At 40.8% G+C, this 21,251-nt stretch carries 21 protein-coding genes and 1 pseudogene; 11 read left to right on the top strand and 11 right to left on the bottom strand.

Annotation, left to right across the window (positions count from 1 at the left end; translation table 11 throughout):
• Positions 1 to 84 precede the first annotated feature (84 nt).
• From serS to F991_RS17435, 4 genes and pseudogenes are all read left to right on the top strand, one after another.
• Positions 85 to 1,356, top strand: a complete 1,272-nt coding sequence (serS, locus tag F991_RS04375) for a serine--tRNA ligase (protein ID WP_004669239.1) — start codon at positions 85 to 87, stop codon at positions 1,354 to 1,356.
• A 66-nt stretch (positions 1,357 to 1,422) separates the two neighbouring features.
• Complete coding sequence (cysG, locus tag F991_RS04370; protein WP_004669237.1) at positions 1,423 to 2,799, top strand: siroheme synthase CysG; 1,377 nt, start codon at positions 1,423 to 1,425, stop codon at positions 2,797 to 2,799.
• A 208-nt stretch (positions 2,800 to 3,007) separates the two neighbouring features.
• A complete protein-coding gene (locus F991_RS04365) occupies positions 3,008 to 3,478 on the top strand; it encodes a tRNA (cytidine(34)-2'-O)-methyltransferase (RefSeq protein ID WP_004669235.1) in 471 nt (156 codons plus the stop codon).
• Between the two features lie 74 nt (positions 3,479 to 3,552).
• Positions 3,553 to 3,681 (top strand): annotated as a pseudogene (locus F991_RS17435) (NADPH-dependent FMN reductase); the annotation flags it as partial.
• Between the two features lie 56 nt (positions 3,682 to 3,737).
• On the opposite strand, the gene F991_RS04360 reads toward F991_RS17435, so the two are convergent.
• The 6 genes from F991_RS04360 to rpoD form a co-directional block, all read right to left on the bottom strand.
• Complete coding sequence (locus tag F991_RS04360) at positions 3,738 to 5,135, bottom strand: APC family permease (protein ID WP_004669233.1); 1,398 nt, start codon at positions 5,133 to 5,135, stop codon at positions 3,738 to 3,740.
• 316 nt (positions 5,136 to 5,451) lie between these two features.
• Positions 5,452 to 6,636, bottom strand: coding sequence for an iron-containing alcohol dehydrogenase (locus F991_RS04355; protein WP_004669231.1), 1,185 nt, complete (start codon positions 6,634 to 6,636; stop codon positions 5,452 to 5,454).
• 1 nt (position 6,637) lies between these two features.
• On the bottom strand, positions 6,638 to 7,171 hold the full coding sequence (locus F991_RS04350) for a hypothetical protein (RefSeq protein ID WP_004669229.1): 534 nt from the start codon (positions 7,169 to 7,171) through the stop codon (positions 6,638 to 6,640).
• 81 nt (positions 7,172 to 7,252) lie between these two features.
• Positions 7,253 to 7,909, bottom strand: a complete 657-nt coding sequence (gene lipB, locus F991_RS04345; RefSeq protein ID WP_004669227.1) for a lipoyl(octanoyl) transferase LipB — start codon at positions 7,907 to 7,909, stop codon at positions 7,253 to 7,255.
• A 185-nt stretch (positions 7,910 to 8,094) separates the two neighbouring features.
• Positions 8,095 to 8,382, bottom strand: coding sequence for a YbeD family protein (locus tag F991_RS04340; protein ID WP_004669225.1), 288 nt, complete (start codon positions 8,380 to 8,382; stop codon positions 8,095 to 8,097).
• A gap of 153 nt (positions 8,383 to 8,535) precedes the next feature.
• Complete coding sequence (gene rpoD, locus F991_RS04335; RefSeq protein WP_004669224.1) at positions 8,536 to 10,413, bottom strand: RNA polymerase sigma factor RpoD; 1,878 nt, start codon at positions 10,411 to 10,413, stop codon at positions 8,536 to 8,538.
• 346 nt (positions 10,414 to 10,759) lie between these two features.
• On the opposite strand from rpoD, the gene F991_RS04330 reads away from it, so the two are divergent.
• The gene (locus F991_RS04330) at positions 10,760 to 10,966 is read left to right on the top strand and encodes a PA3496 family putative envelope integrity protein (protein WP_004669223.1); all 207 of its coding nucleotides are present in this window, start codon (positions 10,760 to 10,762) and stop codon (positions 10,964 to 10,966) included.
• Positions 10,967 to 11,037: 71 nt separating this feature from the next.
• A complete protein-coding gene (locus tag F991_RS04325) occupies positions 11,038 to 11,565 on the top strand; it encodes a YecA/YgfB family protein (protein ID WP_004669221.1) in 528 nt (175 codons plus the stop codon).
• Between the two features lie 129 nt (positions 11,566 to 11,694).
• Here F991_RS04325 and F991_RS04320 read toward each other — a convergent pair whose 3' ends face one another.
• Positions 11,695 to 12,300 carry a LysE family translocator gene (locus tag F991_RS04320; protein ID WP_004669219.1) on the bottom strand — a complete coding sequence of 202 codons (606 nt, stop codon included), beginning with the start codon at positions 12,298 to 12,300 and terminating at the stop codon, positions 11,695 to 11,697.
• A gap of 102 nt (positions 12,301 to 12,402) precedes the next feature.
• Here F991_RS04320 and F991_RS04315 point away from each other — a divergent pair, with 102 nt between their 5' ends.
• Entirely contained in the window at positions 12,403 to 13,278 is an 876-nt protein-coding gene (locus tag F991_RS04315) for a LysR family transcriptional regulator (protein ID WP_004669217.1), read from the top strand.
• Positions 13,279 to 13,357: 79 nt separating this feature from the next.
• Here the strand turns inward: F991_RS04315 and tmpT are convergent, their stop codons facing one another.
• From tmpT to F991_RS04300, 3 genes are all read right to left on the bottom strand, one after another.
• The gene (gene tmpT / locus F991_RS04310) at positions 13,358 to 14,002 is read right to left on the bottom strand and encodes a thiopurine S-methyltransferase (RefSeq protein ID WP_004669215.1); all 645 of its coding nucleotides are present in this window, start codon (positions 14,000 to 14,002) and stop codon (positions 13,358 to 13,360) included.
• Between the two features lie 26 nt (positions 14,003 to 14,028).
• Positions 14,029 to 14,640 (bottom strand): DedA family protein, encoded by a 612-nt coding sequence (locus F991_RS04305; RefSeq protein WP_004669213.1) that lies wholly within the window; start codon positions 14,638 to 14,640, stop codon positions 14,029 to 14,031.
• A 143-nt stretch (positions 14,641 to 14,783) separates the two neighbouring features.
• Positions 14,784 to 15,716, bottom strand: a complete 933-nt coding sequence (locus F991_RS04300) for an oxygen-dependent tRNA uridine(34) hydroxylase TrhO (protein ID WP_004669211.1) — start codon at positions 15,714 to 15,716, stop codon at positions 14,784 to 14,786.
• A 110-nt stretch (positions 15,717 to 15,826) separates the two neighbouring features.
• On the opposite strand from F991_RS04300, the gene F991_RS04295 reads away from it, so the two are divergent.
• The gene (locus F991_RS04295; RefSeq protein WP_004669209.1) at positions 15,827 to 16,315 is read left to right on the top strand and encodes a DUF1289 domain-containing protein; all 489 of its coding nucleotides are present in this window, start codon (positions 15,827 to 15,829) and stop codon (positions 16,313 to 16,315) included.
• An 85-nt stretch (positions 16,316 to 16,400) separates the two neighbouring features.
• Here the strand turns inward: F991_RS04295 and gltA are convergent, their stop codons facing one another.
• On the bottom strand, positions 16,401 to 17,675 hold the full coding sequence (gene gltA, locus F991_RS04290) for a citrate synthase (protein WP_004669207.1): 1,275 nt from the start codon (positions 17,673 to 17,675) through the stop codon (positions 16,401 to 16,403).
• 902 nt (positions 17,676 to 18,577) lie between these two features.
• Here gltA and sdhC point away from each other — a divergent pair.
• From sdhC to sdhA, 3 genes are read left to right on the top strand one after another with little or no spacing between them, the layout of a single operon-like run.
• A complete protein-coding gene (gene sdhC / locus F991_RS04285; protein WP_051064201.1) occupies positions 18,578 to 18,979 on the top strand; it encodes a succinate dehydrogenase, cytochrome b556 subunit in 402 nt (133 codons plus the stop codon).
• Complete coding sequence (gene sdhD / locus F991_RS04280) at positions 18,979 to 19,344, top strand: succinate dehydrogenase, hydrophobic membrane anchor protein (RefSeq protein WP_004669203.1); 366 nt, start codon at positions 18,979 to 18,981, stop codon at positions 19,342 to 19,344. The genes sdhC and sdhD overlap by 1 nt, the downstream gene beginning before the upstream one ends.
• Positions 19,345 to 19,353: 9 nt before the next feature.
• Entirely contained in the window at positions 19,354 to 21,249 is a 1,896-nt protein-coding gene (gene sdhA, locus F991_RS04275) for a succinate dehydrogenase flavoprotein subunit (RefSeq protein WP_034595396.1), read from the top strand.
• Positions 21,250 to 21,251 lie beyond the last annotated feature (2 nt).

Here is a 21,251-nt window from a genome sequence, read left to right as displayed (position 1 = left end):
ATCTGCAATTGCGAGGTAGATGCTGTATTTTTTTGGGTTAAAGCCTTACACTATAGCCAGTTTTTTCTCTATTCATGATTGATTATGATCGACCCAAAATTACTTAGAAATAATATCGAAGTGGTAAATGCTGCTTTGGCAAAACGTGGTATTCAGCTCAACGTACAAGAGTGGGCTGATTTAGAAGTACGCCGTAAAGATTTGCAATCCAAAGCTGAAAACTTACAAGCAGAGCGTAATGCTGGTGCAAAGCAAGTGGGTCAGATCAAAAAGTCGGGTGGAGATGCTTCAGAAATCATGGCGCGTATGGCTGCGATTGGTGATGAAATCAAAGCGGCTGAAGTCGCTTTGGCTGAGTTGCAAGCCGAACTTGAACAAAAATCGCTTGCGCTTCCAAACTTGCCAGATGAGTCTGTACCCGCAGGTAAGGATGAAAGTGACAATGTCGAAATTTTGAAGTGGGGCACACCGCGTCAATTTGATTTTGACATTAAAGACCACACTGATCTTGGTGAATGGATGGGCGGTCTTGAGTTTGAAACTGCCACCAAACTCACGGGTTCACGCTTCAGCGTACTTAAAGGACCTTTGGCTCGTTTACAACGTGCCTTAACCCAATTTATGTTGGATACACACACGCTTAAAAATGGTTATACCGAGGCCTATGTGCCGTACTTGGTCAATGCAGAAACTTTGCGTGGCACAGGGCAACTGCCTAAATTTGAAGAAGATTTATTTAAGCTTCAAGGCGAAAAAGAATACTATTTAATTCCAACTGCTGAAGTGCCAATCACAAATTTCGTTCGTGATGAAATCATTGATGCAGATCGTTTACCGCTTAAATACACTGCACATACACCATGTTTCCGTAGCGAAGCAGGTTCTTATGGCCGTGATACACGTGGTTTGATTCGCCAACATCAGTTCGACAAGGTCGAAATGGTGCAAATCGTCAAGCCAGAGCACTCAATGCAGGCACTCGAAGATTTAACTGCACACGCAGAGGGCATTTTGCAGGCATTGGGCCTACCATATCGCAAAATTTTGCTCTGTGGTGGTGATATGGGATTCGGCGCTATCAAGACTTATGACTTAGAAGTGTGGGTACCAAGCCAAGAAACTTACCGCGAGATTTCTAGTTGTTCGAATATGGGCGATTTCCAAGCACGTCGTATGAAAGCACGCTACCGTGTGGATCAGAAGAAGATCGAATTGGTGCATACTTTGAATGGTTCAGGTTTAGCGGTTGGGCGTACTCTACTTGCTGTGATGGAAAACTACCAGCGTGCTGATGGTTCTATCGAAATTCCTGAGGTTTTACGTCCATATATGGGTGGTATTTCGTATATCGACTAAAATGCATCGAATTTGTGCATAGTTTTTGCTTTAACTCAATCAGATCTAAAAATATAGAGGCGTAGCGTGGATATTTTCCCAATCTCTTTAAAGTTGCAACAGCAACGTTGTCTGATTGTGGGTGGTGGGCATATTGCCTACCGCAAAGCAAATCTGCTAGTCAAAGCTGGTGCAATTGTTGATGTTATTGCACCAGATATTGAGCCTGAACTGCGTTTATTGTTAGAAAAATCATCAGGGCAATATATTCAAACGGCTTTTTCTGAAAATATTTTGGCAACGCCATATCGTTTAGTGATTGCGGCAACAGATCAAGCCGAAGTGAATAAAACGGTATTTGAGCAATGTGAACAGCGTAATATTTTAGTGAATAGTGTGGATGATATTCCACACTGCCGCTTTATGGTGCCTGCGATTATTGATCGTTCACCTTTGGTCATTTCAGTTGCTTCAAACGGTGCATCACCTGTTTTATCGAGACAGTTACGTACTCAGATTGAAACGATTGTGCCGCATGGCATGGGTAAGCTTGCAGAGTTTTCTGGACAATGGCGTAAACAAGTCAAAGCTAAAATAGCCAATCCTGATGAACGTCGTATCTTTTGGGAAAATTTGTATGCCAGCCCATTAAAAGAGCAGATCTTTAATGACAACGTGGATGTGGCAAATGATCTGATTCAGCAAGCACTCACTGAATGGACTGCACCCAAGGGTGAGGTATATTTGGTTGGTGCTGGGCCGGGTGATCCTGAGTTATTGACATTAAAAGCATTACGTCTCATGCAACAAGCCGACGTGGTGATTTACGATCGTTTGGTTTCAGCACCGATTATGGAACTTTGTCGCCGCGATGCCACCAAGATTTATGTGGGTAAGGCGCGTTCCAATCACTCTGTGCCACAAGATGGCATCAATGCCTTGCTGGTTGAGTATGCCCAACAAGGGAAACGCGTTTGTCGTCTAAAAGGCGGCGATCCATTTATCTTTGGTCGTGGTGGTGAAGAGATTCAAGAGTTGGTTGAAGCAAATGTCACTTTTCAAGTGGTGCCTGGTATCACCGCTGCTTCAGGCTGCTCTGCCTATGCGGGTATTCCGTTGACACATCGTGATTATGCCCAGAGTGTCCGTTTCTTGACGGGACATTTAAAGGAGGGTTCACCTGAACTGCCTTGGAATGAACTGGTTTATGAAAATCAAACTTTAGTTTTATATATGGGCTTGGTCGGTTTGGAACGCATTTGCCAACAACTGATTGCACATGGTCAGCGCCCAACCATGCCTGTTGCTTTAATTTCTAAAGGTACAACCCCTGAACAAAAAGTTGTGGTGGGAACATTGGCGGACATCGCCACCAAAGTATCCGAACATCAAATCGTAGCACCCACTTTAACCATTATTGGTGAAGTCGTCAGTCTACGTGAACAGTTAAAATGGCATGAGTGAGGGAAAGCAGCGATTGATTATCGCTGCCCGAAGCGCAAGACGAAGGCTATGCCTGAGTAAAGAGGATAAGCAGAACAACGTTTGCCCTGAGGAGTGAAAACTCCGCAAGAAGGCGAAGGCTATGCCTGAGAGACGCTCATGATTATATTCCCTACTAAATTAGGGTCCTGTGCCAAGCTAGCCAATATATGTATAAGTGAGTAATTAAGTGATTCATGTCGTCCTATACGAACCTGAAATTCCAGCGAATACAGGTAATATCATCCGTCTATGTGCCAATACAGGTGCGCAACTACATTTAGTGAAACCTTTAGGCTTTGAGCTAGATGATAAAAAGTTGAAACGTGCAGGATTGGACTATCACGAATGGGCGAGAATGCAAATTTGGGACAATATCGAATTATGTCTTGCTGATTTAAAAGCCAAAGGCGTAGAACATGTCTTTCCACTTACGACAAAAGGCTCTGCAACACCGCATACTGTTGATCTCAACCGTCCTGTTGCGTTGTTAATGGGACCAGAAACCCGTGGCTTACCTGAGCAAGTACGTTTGATGTTTCCACAAGAACAGTGGATACGTCTGCCAATGGCTGAAAACTCCAGAAGTTTAAACCTTTCCAATGCAACTGCAGTTATTGTGTATGAAGCGTGGAGACAGCAAGGCTTTAAACAACTCTGATTTTATAGGGCTTTATATATCACCACAGCCCGCTTTGTAGACCAAGCACAGTTTGATACCACTGACTGGTTTTCTCAGTTGGCTTATTGGTCCAGTCGCCATCTGATGCGAGTATTGATGAAATTCCAGCAGGGGATTTAGAAACGGCAAAACACTATGCCCAACGTGTAAAAACGATTGTAGATCGTCTTAGTACTACTTAAAAGAAAGGTGCAGTTTGAAAACTGCACCTTTCTTTATGAGTCAGATAGCGACTAAATTAGTGTTTATCGTCAAACTCATTGTATTGTGGCGCATTGTACTTAAAGCCTTTGGTTTTATAACCGAGGTAAAGCACACCAAACATCGCCCACCATAAGCCATATTTCAATGCTGTTTCTTCAATCTCGAGCCATAAGGCAAAGATACTGATAAAACCACATAATGGCACGACCACATAGTAGATGATGTCCTTTATATTCTTGGTTCGACCATCACGTAGTGCATAACGTGAGATTACCGACAAGTTTACAAAGGTAAAGGCTGTTAAAGCACCAAAGCTGATTAATGAAATCACTGTATCGAGTTTCATAAAGCCTGCAGACAACGCCACGATACCTACGATCACGATGTTATACGAAGGTGTAAAACTTTTTGGGCTGATGTGACCAAAGATCTTTTTGTTAATGATGCCATCACGACCCATCACATACATCAAGCGAGAGACGCCTGCATGGGCAGAAATTCCTGAAGCCATGACCGTTACAATTGCAAATGCAAGTACGTATGATTGGAACAGTGAACCACCTACGAGCAATAGGATTTCTGGTTGTGTTTCAGCAATATCTTTAAAGTAACTGCTTGGGTTACCAGGGAAATAAAGCTGAATGAAATACGTGCTGATAATGAAGATTACGCCTGCAAATAAGGCAGTTAAGAAAATTGCTTTAGGCAGAGTCTTCTCAGTATCTTTGGTTTCTTCAGCAAGTGAACTCAATGAGTCAAAGCCGGTAAATGAGAAGCAGAGCAGGGTTGCACCAGTGACTAACGCACCAACTGAGGTGAGCTCATTCCAGAATGGTTCTAAACTCCAGAGTTGGTATTGGGTTTCGGCAGTGATCGGACCATCCGCGTTTACACCCATCTGCAATTTGCTGTAAACCAAGTAGGTAAATGTACCGATAACAATTAACTGTACCAGTACGATCCAACTATTAAAGTTTGCAACGAAACGCACACCGCGTAAGTTAACGCCCGTCATAAAGGCCGTCAATAGAATCACCCAAACCCAATGATTAACACTTGGGAATAGTGCAGTAAGATAAATTCCTGCAAGGATGATATTGACCATTGGTGACAGTAGATAGTCTAACCAAGACGACCAGCCCACCATAAAACCGACATTCGGATGAATCGATTTTTGAGCATAGGTATAGGCTGAACCAGACGATGGATAGCGTCTAATCATATGTCCATAGCTAATCGATGTCAGCAAAATGGCAACCAGTGCGAAGATATAAGAGGTTGGGACGTGGTGATTACTTGCTTCCGATACTAGACCGAAAGTATCAAATAACGTCATTGGTTGAATATATGCCAAACCAATAATAATGACGTGCCACAGACCTAATGTTTTTTGCAGTTTAGCTGCTGATTGAGTCCCAGAGATGTTTGTCAACGGCGTTACCCTCGTTATCGTTGATCAAGGATCAGCTATGGTTTAAGGATCATTCGAGACGAAAATGATCCCCCCTACAGAAAAAAAAGCGAAGTGCGCCAATCTATCCTAAATTGGCATAAATTGTCAGCCCTTTTATGCTTTTTTAGCAATTTTTTTGCCAATTGGGGAGAAAAGTAGATGAATTATGGGTTCACTTGAAATACAAAAAACCCTGAGTACCATTCTTGCGGAGTCATGCTCCTTGTGCTTTGGTTGCACTGCAAGGTTAGGGTATCAGGGTTTTGAGTAATAATTATTTATTTAAATAATTGAATTACCATGCTTTTTGTAAAATCTCGCGAAGTTCTTTGAGGTTGGCTTCTTTTGGATTGTAAATGATAGAACCATCATTCAAAGCCTTTTCTGCCACTTCATCGAGTTGTGCTTCAGTGATTTTACCTGTTTCACGTAATGTACGTGGGAGTTTGGTCAGGCTATATAAACGATCACGCATGGTCAAAATTGTCGCAATTGCTTTATCTGCACGTTGGTTTGCTGGCGTTTGCGAATAAATGTCTGCACCCGCAAGTGGCAATAATAACTCACCAATTTTCTGACCATTCACTTCTTTGTTGTATTCCAACACATACGGCAGGAATAAACTCATGCATAAACCATGAGGTAGGTGAGCAACTGCACCCAAAGCGTGACCGAGTGAATGCACTAAACCAACCATTGAGTTAGAGAATGCAATCCCTGCCATAGTTGACGCTTGCGCTAGTTCTAAACGACCTTGGGCATCACTTGGATTGTCTAAAACTTTAAATAGGTTTTCACTAATCTTTTTGATACCTGCACTGGCATAAGCATCGCTTAATGGATTCGCAGCTAAACATGTATAGGCTTCAACACAGTGTGTAAGCGCATCCATACCTGTCATCGCTGTCAGATGAGGCGGTAGCGTCATGGTCATCCGTGGATCAAGAATCGCAGCGTGTGGCATCAGGTAATATGATGCAAAAGCCAGTTTTACATTACGTTGCGTATCGGATACCACAGCCACCATGGTTGCTTCTGAGCCTGTGCCTGATGTGGTCGGAATAACAAAGAATGGTTTTAATGGTTTTGGTAGGTTATGCGCACCTGAGTACTGGAGTAGGTCATCGCCGCCCTCAGATACCAAGATGTTGGTGGCTTTAGAGGTATCAATGACCGAACCACCACCAATCGCAATAATCGCATCACAGTTTTGCTTACGGTAAAGTTCAGCCGCTAAACGTACAACTTCTAAGCTTGAATCTGGTGGAACATCATCAAAGATTGCACCGATGACGGCATCTGTGGTGCTAAAAGCAGCTTCAATTGGGCTAAGCAAACCATTTGCACGTACGCCTTTGTCGGTAATGATGAGCGGACGTTTAGAGCCTAAAGTCGCGAGTTCAAAAGGGATGTGCTCTAACGCAGCGTTACCAGCAATGACTTTTACAGGACAGAAAAATTCGTAATAAGGCTTAGCCATGTTAAGCGCTCCGTTTGAAATATGATTTAGCGACTTTGAGATAAATGTTTTTTGCACCTGTGAATTTTTCTTTTAATGTCAATTCAGCTGGGTAGCGTTTTACTGCAAGTGAAGCGACCAATTTAGGCAAGATCAACGCTTCCATTTTATTTAAGCAACGTACTAGACGAATTGCACTGGATACATCGCCATCAGCAATCATACGATCATTGGCAAAGGCTTGAGCTGTACTTTCCTGAAAAGAGAAAACCAAGAAAGCATGGGTCAAATGTTTAAAGGTAATGGTTAAATCAGGCTTGCCTTTGTAATTAGATAAAAGCTCTAATGTTTTATCTTCTGTCACTCGTGCAACAAATGCAGGTCCATTTGGAAACACATTCATTGAAAGTATAAAATGAACAGGAAACTTTGACACTTCCTCGTGTACTTCATCATCCACTTGACTTGCCATGACTAAACCGCGACCCACGACATCCATCATGAGTTTGACGTAGGCAAGTTGCAAAGTGGGCTTCACTGCTTTGGTTGAAATCACTTGCGTATCCCTTGTTAAAATTGTGCAAAAGCAAATTTAGAGTATTTACTCTAATTTATTTTTTTGAAATTGAAAAGTAGTTTATTCAGATTTGACTGAGAGGTCACGAAAGAAATCTGTATTCTGTAAATAACAAATAAAATCCTGACTGACTTGCTCAAAGCTTGGGTAATTCTTTAGCAAGTCTTGTAAGCGTACCATTTCTAAACCTGCGTATCCACAAGGATTAATGGTCTGAAAACCCGCGAGGTTACAATTAATATTGAGCGCTAAACCATGATAACTCCGACCACGGCGAATTTTAAAACCCAGTGAACCAATTTTACGGTCATCGACGTAAACACCGGGAGCATCGGACTTGGCATAAGCTTTAATTTGGTATTGTTGAAGTATATCGATCATGGCTTGTTCAGTAAAACTGACCAAGCTGCGCACGTTCCATTTCAAGCGATTTAAATCAAAGAGGAAATAAGCCACCAGTTGTCCTTGGCCATGCCATGTGATTTGCCCACCACGATCAGTCTGAACGATCGGGAGATCACTTTGCATCAGGATATGTTCAGCTTTGCCTGCTTGTCCTTGAGTCAGTACATCTTGGTGTTGTAATAACCAGACCTCATCAGGTGTATGTTCATCCCGAGTCTCGGTAAAGTTTTTCATGGCTTCAAAGCGATCTGTGTAGTCTTGAAGATCATTGAAGCAACGAATGATTAAAGAGGGCTTATGATCAACGCTCATTACAACCTTATTTCCTTTGGTTATTCAACTTGAACATTCAACTCACGAGATTGATATTGATGATGCAATTATTTCGAAGATATAAACAGAGAACCGTTAAAACGCTGTGCCATGATCTAAGTTTTTACGTATTTTTCCCGTTTAAAAGAAAAATCCAAAACACTTTCGTATTTTGGATTTCTTCATTAAAGCGCTGTCTTAATTAAAGGACAAGCGGCAAGATCTGCGTATAAGGCATGAACTTGTTCCAATTCTTCAAAACGCAATTGCGCTGTTAAAGAATGGTATTTGCCTGTACGTGAAGGCTGAACTTTTACTGTTTCGCCATCAAATTCAGGGAAGTGCTTCTGCAAAATATCAACAACAGCCACTCGAAGTTCATCCCCTGCATTACCAATCAATTTGATCGGATAGTCCATTGGGAAAACCCAAAGATGTTCTTGCAATTCACGAGAAGGAGTGCGGTCTAACATGAGCAACCTCTTTAATTTGAAACGCCTGCATCAGCGCAGGCGTTTTTGATCTAATAGATAAATGGGGATGAAGTGCTTAACTTCAAGTCCTGCACGATCACCTTGTAGCGTATGCTTCTCAAGCTTTGATCGTAGCGCAAAACTTCCCAAATATTAGTCGTTTTCCAAGAATGAACGTAAGTGTTCTGAGCGAGAAGGGTGGCGAAGTTTACGTAAAGCTTTTGCTTCAATTTGACGAATACGCTCACGTGTTACATCAAATTGTTTACCTACTTCTTCTAAAGTATGGTCGGTTGGCATATCGATACCAAAACGCATTTTCAATACTTTAGCTTCACGTTCAGTTAAGTTTTCAAGCACTTCGCGCGTTGCTTCTTTTAAGCCTTCTGAAGTAGCAGCATCGATTGGAGATGTGATGTTGCCATCTTCAATGAAGTCACCAAGATGCGAATCTTCATCATCACCGATCGGTGTTTCCATCGAAATCGGCTCTTTAGCGATTTTAAGCACTTTACGAACTTTAACTTCGTCCATTTCCAGACGTTCGCCTAATTCTTCAGGAGTAGGCTCACGCCCCATTTCCTGAAGCAACTGACGAGAAACACGATTGATCTTGTTGATGGTTTCGATCATGTGTACTGGAATACGAATGGTACGCGCCTGATCCGCAATCGAACGCGTGATCGCTTGACGAATCCACCAAGTTGCATAGGTCGAAAATTTATAACCGCGACGATATTCAAACTTATCTACGGCTTTCATCAAGCCGATGTTACCTTCTTGAATAAGATCGAGGAATTGCAGACCACGGTTGGTGTACTTTTTCGCGATCGAAATAACCAAACGTAAGTTTGCTTCAACCATTTCTTTCTTAGCACGACGAGCTTTCGCTTCACCAACAGCCATACGTTTAGAAATATCTTTAATATCCTTAACGTTTAACTCAAGCTCTTTCTCAATATCGGCAATCTTTTGTTGAAAAGCCAATACATCAGGGCGAACTTTTTCTAAATGTCCTTTGATCTCAGCAGGTGCCTTCGCGATTTGCTCATCTAACCATGCTGGGTTAGATTCTTGCTCAGGGAACGAAGTACGGAACTGGTGACGATCCATACGACCACGACGTACTGCATAGCGCATGATTTCACGTTCATTGGTACGGATTTGTTCATGTGTACCACGAATCATTTCAGAAATGATGTCAAATAGACGCGGGGTAAATTTGAACATCATAAAGACAGTTGCGAGTGACTCGAGCGCAACTTTTGCTTCTTCGCTATTGCGACCATGCTCTGCGATAACCGTCTTTGTTTCGTTCCAAGCTCTTTCTAATTCAGTGAAACGCGCTTTAGCAATTTCTGGATCTGGACCTGAGTCAGCTTCAGAATCATCATCGCTTTCAGATTCTTCTTCGTCATCATCGTCTAGTTTAACTTCTTTGGTTGTTTTTACAGAATCAGTTTCTTCTACAAGTTCTGCTTCTTCAATGACTTCAGGAATTTCTTCGTCAGATTCTGGGTCTAAATAACCAGACAGAATATCGGCAAGACGACGTTCACCTGTTAAATAATCATTATATTCTTGTAATACCACTTCGACTGCGTTTGGCCAGTATGCGATAGAATGTAAAACATCACGTATGCCTTCTTCGATACGTTTTGCAATACTAATCTCGCCTTCACGAGTAAGGAGTTCAACTGTACCCATTTCACGCATATACATACGCACAGGGTCAGTCGTACGACCAGGTTCGCTTTCAACCGACGCTAATACAGCAGCAGCTTCTTCTTCAGCAACTTCATCTGTTGTTTCAGTAGATTCACCAAACATGGTGTCATCGGTTTCTGGTGCACGTTCATGCACAGGAATACCGACATCTTGAAGCATTTGAATAATGTCTTCAATTTGCTCACTTTCTGTAATTGAGTCTGGGAGATGATCGTTAACCTCAGCGTAAGTTAAGTAACCTTGTTCTTTGCCTCGGCTAATCAGAGCCGCTACTTGTGAAGTAGGGGAATGCATATCGCTCATCTTTGCTTACTCTTTGTTGAATCTGTGGCGGTGAAAAACCGTGCATGATAGCACAATTCACTGGGAATGTTTTGGATTTGATCCGTTTGCTTTAAATAAAAAATATGTTTGATTTTAAGGTCGTGTGTTAAATATGGGGTTAAGCAATAATTTTTCAAGACTTAAATTCCTAAAAGCGTTTTTTATTGGTAATGTCCTTAGACTATAAATACACAAAAAAACCGCCGAAAAAAAGTACAAAACATCATTTTATAGCGAAAAAATCAAATAAAACTTGACACGGAAATCTAAGACAGATAAATAGCGGCTAGACCCATTTATATTTTTGCATTACGAGGTAGTGTTAGTGTCTTCTACAGATTTTGAATTAGATGATGATAACTACGGTGAGGACGATGCTGGTTTTGATGAGTCGTCAAGTAAACTCACCGCTAAAGAATCATTAGAAAAGCGCCGTTTAATTGATGATCTACTGGCTCAACGCCGTTTGGAACGAGAATTAAAAGATTTTGACTATGATTTCGACGACGATGATCTTGATGACGAAGACTAAGCAAAATTGCTGAGACTTTATGTCCTAAAATGTTATGCTGTTGTGGATGAATTTTTAGAATTGGATAGAGAATGAGCACGTTAGATTTAGACTTATTGAGTAATTATCTTGACGGTGATCAAAACGAATACGGTCTAGATTTCGCTGCGACTCATGGCTTTTTGTGTGCGATTGCGGTCGGCCCAAAATTTGATCGTTGGTTAGATGAGTTATTCGATAGTAATCAAAAGAAAGTTCCAACTGAAGTGATTGAGCAAATCAAGCTTTGGTTGGAGGCGCTTCGCCAAAATTTAGCCAATGAAGATGGAATCGAATTTCCATTTGAAATCGAAGAAGCAGATGTGGAATCGAGCTTGGGTGATTGGAGCGTTGGTTTTGTTGATGCGATGTTCTTAAATGAAGATGCTTGGTTTGCACCTGAGTTCGAAGAGCAGTTGATTGATCTAACTTTGCCGATCATGGTGTTTAGTGGGATTGATGAAGAAGATCCGCAAATGGAATCTTTCCGTCGTAATGGTCAGTTGATGGACGAATTAGCTGAAGAAATTCCAGATAATTTGAATGAGCTTTATTTAATGTACCACACGCCAGCTAAATAAGTCTCAAAGATCTAAGTTTAGTCGCTTACGATCTGTGTAAAAGATTAAAACGTCCCTAGAGGACGTTTTTTTTCAACTATTGCAAGTTAAAGATAGGGTGATCATTGAGTGGAGTTGCTCTATTCAGCACTATAAATTTGCAAACAATAAACTCAGACCTAAAGCACTGAGTACAACACCAATAATACGATTGATTGCTACTTGTTTGGCGAAAATTTTATTTCTAATCATTTGGGTAGAGCAAAAGACAGCAATTAAACCAAACCAGAGTAAATGGCTACCAGATATAAAAATGCCATAAGCAAAAAGTCTGCTTATATTATTTTCTGAGGTCAAAATTTGCGAGAAGATACTGATCACAAATAAAGTGGTTTTAGGATTAAAACTATTGGTTAAAAAGCCATGTTTGAATGCTTGTCTGCTAGTTATATCTGTACTGTTTTGATCAAAAATAACGGGTGCTTGAGTGAACGTTTTGTAGCCAATACAGACCAAATACGCTGCACCAATGTATTGAATAATATAAATTAGGTTTGGAAGGTATTGTTGCAGAAACGTTAGTCCAATTAAGCTGTAGCTGATATGGACCCAAACACCACAAGCGATTCCATAGGCAGTCCAGACCCCAGATTTTCGACCGTAGAGATAACTATTCCGCGTGACCAAGGCAAAGTCTGCGCCGGGACTCATAACGGCAAGTATCGTGACCACAGTTATCGCTATTAGCTCATTCACTCATCTATTCCTGAAATATTGATTCTAAGTATCTTTATATTTTTCATATATTTGTTATATTGAAAATCGAAATTAATTCTTATTTATGTATGAGTTTTTGGAATGATAGAGCGGTTATCCTTGAATTCACTTAAGTTTTTTTATTATGTGGCGCGTTATGAAAGTATGACGATTGCTGCGGAAAAGTTATTTGTGACTCAAGGAGCGGTCAGTAAGCAGCTTAAAAATCTGGAAGATAGCTTAGGTTTTAGCTTATTTATCCGTGAAACTAGAAAGTTACGCTTAACCAGTGAAGGCGAAGTGTTGTTCGATTGCTGCCAGCAAGTTTTTCAGCACATTGATCAGTGTTTGATGCAGTTGCAAGATAAGACTAAAGCACAAAGAAATTTAGTGCTTTCGTGTGAGCCAACTCTTGCAATGAAATGGTTGATTCCACGGTTGGCGCAATTTAAACAGCTTTACCCTGATTTTGAGGTCAGCCTTTTCACGGGTGGTGGAGCGGTCAATTTTAAGGATCAAAATATAGACTTAGCCCTTAGGCGTGATGATTTTGATTGGGGGAAAGCGATTTATAGTGAAAAAATTGCAGACGAATATATGTTGTGTGTCGCTACAAAAAATAATTCACGACATGCTAAGCAGATGTTTATTTCCACATCAAGACCAAGACTATGGCAACACTTTAAAGAGACTCACAAAGGACAGTATCAAGACTGCAAGAAATCCTCACTTGAGCATTTTTATTTATGTATTGAAGCTTGTTTAGCTGGATTAGGGGCTACTGTTGTATCTGCGTATATGGTTGAAAGGGAGATAAAATATCAGATGCTGGAGCTGCTTCATCCTGTATATCAGGATGGTTCTGCTTATTTTTTATTGTCGGCTCAGCCATTTGAAGATGATATGCGTAAGGTGCTGTTTCGAGACTGGTTGAGTGCTGAGATGAGAGCAAGTCAACTCAGGTTTGGTTTGAGCTAAATCTTATGATGACTTGGGTAGATCAAAAAGCATTGATCGCTAAAGAGATTAATCAATACTTTTGTGTCCGACATAAGGTTTAATCATTCGTCGAATGTTTGCTTAGACACCAAGCATGTTCATATGCGGTGAGTTTGCCTTTTAGATTTTCAGTGTTTGATGCTAATAATTTAATATCGTAATAACTTGCATAATGTGCCACTAGTTCATATTCAGGAACAGAAAAGGGCGGTCCTGCTAAGAGGTTTTGATCGTAGTCTAAGCTGATAAGTAATTGTGGTGCTTGGTTTGTGATTTTTAAAAGATGTTGCGTATATGATGTGCGCATTTGCTCTGGTAGTGCGATTAGCGCTGCTCGATCATAAATTGCATCAATCTTACCGATTTGGGCTGCTGTTAACTCAAAGAAATCACCGACAAAGAGGTCAATCTGAGTATGCTGAAAATGAGTCAAGTGACCTATTTTAGCTTCTTGAAAAGAGAGTCCTAAATCTAAAATCAGCTCTTGAATCGCAATTGGACTTAGATCTATTGCTATCACATGATAGCCTTGCTCAATGAGCCAGTTTATATCTAGGCTTTTACCGCATAGAGGAACAAAAATGCGTGCATTTTTCGCAAGATTTAGGCTGGTTAAATATTTTGTAAGTAAGGTGTGAGGCTGGTTTTGATGAAAGCCGATACTGTTGGTTTTCCATTTGTCATGCCAAAAATCATGTTGCATTTTTAAGTCTCAATCTTTATTTAGAATTATCTTTTTGATAAATAAAATTTCTTTGCCAATCGCCACAAAATATAAAAGACAGCAATGGTTAAAATGATATAACCGACGCGTTGTATGACCGCGGTCATTAATGCCTGATTTTCACTAAAATAATAACCGACAAAGGCAAGAAAACTGGTCCAAATTATGGTTCCAGCAGCGCTATACGTCATGAATTTACCAAAAGGCATCTTGCTCATTCCCGCAGGAATACTAATCAGCGAGCGAACTGCAGGAATCATTCGACCAAAAAAGACAACACGATGCCCGTGCTTTTCAAACCAAGTTAAAGATTTTTCCAAGTCAGTTGTGCTTATTCTTAAATATTTCCCATAACGTGCAATAAAATGGAATAAGTGTTGCTGTGGAATCTTTCGACCAACCCAGTACAACAGCATTGCGGCTAACAGTGAGCCTGCACTTCCTGCAATAATCACACCGATCAAACTCAGGTCACCTTTCGCAGCTGTGTAGCCCGCTGAGGTCATAATCACTTCTGAAGGTATCGGTGGAAAAACATTATCGAGAAACATGAGAAATGCGATACCTAGATAACCTAGTTTCTCCATGATGGATAAGACCCAATCTTCTAGTCCCATAGTGCCTTTGAATATTGTTTATGAATTTAAAGCAGCTTAATTGTGATTCGATGAATGCTCAATAAGGTATTGGTTAACCGTTTTAACAAAACGAAAAAGCCTTAGTAGAAACTAAGGCTTTTGAAATTCGGGTGTATACACGCTTATAGGCGTTTGCGTTTTGCAGCAGTAATTTGTGATTGACGCATACGGAAGCCTGCTTTTTGTTTGTCCGTTGTTTTATCAATACAATAAGCACATGAAACACCGTGTTCATAGCTTGATAACTCTGATTCGGCTTTGGTCAGAGGCCAGCCACACGCATGACATTTGATGTTTTCACCTTCTTCAACACCGTGCGTCACCGCAGTTCGACCATCAAAGACAAAGCATTCACCTTCCCAAAGACTTTCTTCGGCAGGGGTTTCTTCGAGGTATTTTAAAATACCGCCTTTAAGGTGGTAAACTTCGTTAAACCCTTCTTGTAAGAGTAGGGAAGTTGATTTCTCACAACGAATACCACCTGTACAGAACATCGCAATTTTTTTGTCTTTATGCTGCTCAAGGTTTTGTTTTACGTAGTCTGGAAATTCACGGAAAGATTCAGTTTTAGGATCAACTGCACCCTTAAATGTACCTGCTTTATATTCGTAATCGTTACGTGTATCAATTAAGATCACATCATCACGCGCAATCAGTTCGTTCCATTCTTTTGGATCAAGATAGTGACCCACTAAATCACGTGGTTTAACTTCGACACCTAAAGTCACAATTTCATTTTTAAGTTTGATTTTCATTTTACGGAATGGTTTGTCAGAGCTATGAGACTCTTTGTATTCCATTGACGTAAAACCTTCATCCAGTAAAAAACGATGAATTGTATCAATTGCTGCACGATCACCTGCAACCGTACCGTTGATTCCTTCTGAAGCTACAATCAGAGTTCCACACAAATTGATACGATTCACTAAGTCTAAAAGACGTTGTTGCAGATCAGCTGCATCTGAAACTTCTTTAAATTGATATAGTGCCGCAACAACCCAATTTGTGGTCGCTTGCTGTTCTACAGGTGCAAGCTGTTCTACAGTAGCGTTCATGGATAACTCCAAATGTATTAAGATAGGAAAATTAAGGCGCACATTTTAGCGCGAAATCTGAAAATAAGCGAGAAAACCATAAAATTAATATGGTTTTATAGGAGTTGGTTTTGAGTAGTGATCGTCGAATTCCATCATTGACGCCATGTGCAGGGCGTTGTTCAACGGTATTTGGTGATCTGGTGTGTCGTGGTTGTCGCCGTTTTAATCATGAAGTCATTCAATGGAATACATATAACCCAGAACAACGATTGGCAGTGTGGCGGCGCTTAGATGCGCAGCTAGACCAAATCTTGGTTCCGTTGTTGCCCAATGCGGATTTTCAGCAAGTTGAAGGTTTTATTCATAGTCGGCATATTCGCATACTGGACACTGCGAGCGCAGGGCGTAAGCTTTATCACGCGCTAAAGCTTTGTGAAAAAAATAAACAACTTGCCCATGATAGTGGTTTGGGTGTTACTGATAAGCAAGTAAAGCCGATCTGGGATGAGTTTGAGCGTCGTGTATTGGCTTTGGCCAAGGCGAGTTATGAATTGGCTTGGTTACGGGCAAATGGTATTAGTCATAACTTGATGCGTTTATTGGAAGATGATGATTGATGTGTTGAATACGTATGTTCTTTTGATTTTCAAATAAAAAAAGCTGCCATATGGCAGCTTTTTAAACATTAACTTTATTTTAAAATTAACGTTTGATATCGCGTTGAGTCTCGCCAGTATAAAGCTGACGTGGGCGACCGATTTTGTACGGAGATGCGTGCATTTCTAACCAGTGGCTGATCCAGCCAACGGTACGACCAAGTGCAAAAATAACAGTGAACATATCAGTTGGGATACCGATTGCTTTTAAGATAATGCCTGAGTAGAAATCGACATTTGGATAAAGCTTACGTTCAACGAAGTACGGGTCGTTCAGTGCAATTTTCTCAAGTTCCATTGCAAGTGCAAGCTGAGGATCATTGATACCAAGCGCTTCAAGAACTTCGTCACACGTTTGTTTCATGACTTTTGCACGTGGATCAAAGTTTTTATACACACGGTGACCGAAGCCCATGAGTTTAACTTCTTTGCGCTTCACTTTTTCCATGAATTCAGCAACGTTTTCTACGCTACCTATTTCATCTAACATGCGAAGTACAGCTTCGTTTGCGCCGCCGTGAGCAGGTCCCCAAAGTGCAGAAATCCCTGAAGAGATACATGCGTAAGGGTTCGCACCTGTAGAACCAGCGAGACGTACTGTCGATGTAGACGCATTTTGCTCATGGTCAGCATGAAGCGTGAAGATACGATCCATTGCTTTAGCAAGAACAGGGTTTACTTTGTAATCACGGTCAGCAGGTGTTGCAAACATCATGTGTAAGAAGTTTTCTGCATAACCTAAATCATTACGTGGGTAAATGAATGGTTGACCTACTGTGTACTTGTAGCTCCAAGCTGCAAGAGTAGGGATTTTTGCAATTAAACGAATTGCGGTAATTTCGCGGTGATTAACATCTTCAATATCTAAAGCGTTGTGATAGAACGCAGATAAAGCACCAACAACACCAACCATGATCGCCATAGGGTGAGCATCACGACGGAAACCATTAAAGAAACGGCTAACTTGATCGTGAACCATCGTATGGTTGCGCACTTTAGCGTCAAATTCTGCTTTTTGTTCAGCAGTTGGAAGCTCACCATTTAACAATAAGTAGCAAGTTTCTAAGTAGTCTGCTTGAGTCGCTAATTGATCAATTGGATAGCCACGGTGTAATAACACACCTTTGTCACCATCAATGAATGTGATCTTAGATTCGCAAGCAGCTGTCGCCATAAAACCAGGATCGAAAGTAAAGTGACCCGATGCCAATACATCTTTAACGTCAATTACATCTGGGCCCAATGTGCCGCTGTAAATTGGTAATTCAATTTCTTTGCCATCAAGCTGTAATACGGCTTTTTTGCCAGTTGCTGCAGACATTCAATAGATCTCCTGTCCTGGTGAATGATTATCTGACTCGAAATCCTAATCTTGTCATGTGCGAATCAGACGGTGTCAAAATTTGCTATAAGATTAGTGGCTACTAAAATTTTGTCAATTATACTTAGGGATAAAAAATGACGTTGCTACAGTCAATTAGTCATTCAGTATCAAAGGAAAAACTGAGTAAAATCACAGCACCGGTCGAGTATAATATGTCAAATCATGTTTCAGGTGCATAAAAAAAATGAAGCATCAGTACAATTGTAAGTAAATTTTTATTTCGGCAATATTTTGGTGCTTATAAAATAAAGACTTAGAATAATTCAAAATCCTATATACCTCATGGCTTAGAGCTGAATAGTCATTGAAAAAATACTGGAAATGTGTATTCATTTTGGAATAATTGATTCATTGTGGTGCGCTTGTTTGTATAAAAAAAACTCACTTCTTTTTTGTATGAGATCGCAAGGAATAGATTATTGATTATTCATATTTAATATATAAATGGGGGGTATTATTTTTGACAATATTTATAACGGTGTGATTTGCACTGAATTTACGCTAAAAACGTGTATTTTTTATGAAATAAACAAGAAAAAATCAATGGAAGTGAAAAATATTTATAAATAATCCCTTGTTATTTTTATCTTTAAAAAACATGTGGATATCTTATTTTTATTTGGTGGTTTATCATTGTTGTTGTCGCTGCACTCGTGAATGATTCTTATTTAATGGGTTTTTAGACTAAAGCGAAATCTGATTGTTTGTATTTTGATATTTCACGTCTTATAATTCGGTGTCGTTATATATAGGTTAGGCATGTGCTGTTCTTGCCTGACAATGCCAGCTTTCCTTTGAATTAATTCAAACAAACTCCAGTTGGAGTTTCTACCTACAGGATGCCCGCTGTGAAAAGCAACAGACCTGTCAATTTGTCCATGGGTCAAGTGTTAGCGGTAAATTTACGCTCACCCGTGGCTATTGCATCAATTCTACACCGTCTATCAGGTGTAATCGTTTTCTTACTCGTCGCAGTTCTTTTATGGATTTTGGATAAATCTTTATCTTCACCAGAAGGATTTGACTACGTTAAAAATGTCGTTTTCGGAAATATCTGTGTACGTTTTATCGTATGGGTATTTGTAGCCGGCCTAATTTTCCACTTCATCGCAGGGATCAAGCATTTGCTTGCTGATGTCGGTTTTGCTGAAGAGTTACAAAGTGGTCGTATTGCAGCTACAGTTTCATTAATCTTGTCTGCGGTTTGTATTGTCGCAGCCTTCGTATGGATTATGTTCTGATGAAAAGTGCTACAGGTTTAACAGGTTCAGGTTCTCGCGATTGGTACATCCAGCGTGTTAGTGCTGTGGTGTTGGCTGCTTATACTGTTGTTATATTCGGTTGGATCCTTTGCAATAGCGGATTCGGTTATGAACAGTGGGCTGGCTTTATGTTGACTTTGCCAATGAAGATTTTTTCTTTATTAGCAGTGTTGTCGCTGGTTGCACACGCTTGGATTGGTATGTGGCAAGTCTTTACTGATTATGTAACGACTCGTCAAATGGGTCCTTCGGCTTCAGGTTTACGCCTTGTGCTCACTACTGCTGTGATTATTTCAGTATTCGTGTACGCAATCTGGGGTATCCAGATTTTCTGGGCAAATTGATAGGAAGAGATCATGGCAACTACCCCTAAAGAAAATTATTCAAACATCCAAACCCTATCATTTGACGCCGTTATCGTCGGTGGTGGTGGTTCTGGTATGCGTGCTGCTTACCAACTTGCTCAAGCTGGTTTAAAAGTTGCGGTATTGACCAAAGTATTCCCAACACGTTCGCATACGGTTGCTGCTCAAGGTGGTATTGGTGCGTCGTTAGGTAACATGCAGGAAGATAACTGGCACTATCACTTTTATGACACGGTTAAAGGTTCTGACTGGTTAGGTGATCAGGACGCAATCGAGTTTATGACGCGTGAAGCACCGAAAGTTGTTTATGAGCTTGAACACTTAGGTATGCCTTTTGACCGTAATGAAGATGGTACGATCTACCAGCGTCCATTTGGTGGTCACTCTGCAAATTACGGTGAAAAAGCTGTTCCTCGTGCTTGTGCTGCTGCTGACCGTACCGGTCATGCATTGCTTCATACTTTGTATCAAAGCAACGTGAAAATGGGGACTCAGTTTTACGTTGAATGGATTGCATTAGATTTAATCCGTAACGAAGCAGGCGACGTACTTGGTGTGACAGCGATTGACCAAGAAACAGGTAATATTGCTGTGTTCCAAGCCAAAGCAACATTATTTGCTACTGGTGGTGCAGGTCGTGTTTACCGCGCATCTACCAATGCCTATATCAATACTGGTGACGGTCTTGGTATGGCGGCGCGTGCAGGTATTCCATTACAAGATATGGAATTCTGGCAGTTCCACCCAACAGGTGTTGCGGGCGCGGGCGTATTGTTGACTGAAGGTTGTCGTGGTGAAGGTGGTATCCTTCGTAACAAAGACGGCGAACCATTTATGGAACGTTATGCTCCGACTTTAAAAGACTTGGCACCACGTGACTTCGTATCACGTTCTATGGACCAAGAAATTAAAGAAGGTCGTGGCTGTGGTCCTAAAGCGGATTATATCTTATTGGATATGACGCATTTGGGTGCTGAGACGATTATGAAGCGTCTACCATCTGTATTTGAGATTGGTAAGAAGTTTGCAAACGTTGACTGTACTAAAGAGCCAATTCCTGTTGTGCCAACAATCCATTATCAAATGGGTGGTATTCCTACCAATATTCATGGTCAAGTGGTTGTACCGCATGGCGTGGAAGAAGGTGAGTTTTCTGCACATTATGATAAAGATTCGAAAGAATATACCTATAAAGGTACGCGTGATTATGTAAAACCTGTTAAAGGCTTTTACGCAATTGGCGAATGTTCTTGTGTGTCTGTACATGGTGCAAACCGTTTAGGTACGAACTCATTGCTTGATCTTGTTGTGTTTGGTAAAGCAGCGGGTGAACATATCATTGACTATGTGACTAAACATCATGGCGATGACTATGCTCCACTTCCAACAGATGTATTGGAAAATACATTGGTGCGTGTGCGTAAATTGGATGAATCTGCTACGGGTGAAAATGCACAAGAAGTTGCAGATGTTATTCGTGACATCGTACAAGACCATGCTGGTGTATTCCGTACTCAAGCGTTGCTTGACAAAGGCGTGAAAGAAATTCTTGCGATTGAATCACGTGTGCGTAACATTCATTTAAAAGACAAATCTAAAGTGTTTAACACAGCGCGTGTTGAAGCATTAGAAGTTGAAAATTTATATGAAGTTGCAAAAGCAACCTTGATTTCTGCTGCTGCTCGTAAAGAGTGTCGTGGTGCGCATACCGTTGTTGATTATGAATTAGCACCTGATCACCCGACTTATTCTTATGGTCGTCGTGATGATGAGTGGATGAAACATACGTTATGGTATTCAGCAGACAATCGTCTTGAATATAAGCCAGTACGTTTCCAGCCATTGACGGTTGAAGCAATTGAACCTAAGCCACGTACATTCTAATT

Origin of the sequence: Acinetobacter sp. CIP-A165, assembly GCF_000367985.1 — a bacterium.
GTDB lineage: Bacteria > Pseudomonadota > Gammaproteobacteria > Pseudomonadales > Moraxellaceae > Acinetobacter.
Note: the sequence above shows the minus strand (reverse complement) of the source record. Positions and strands in the feature narration are given on the sequence as shown.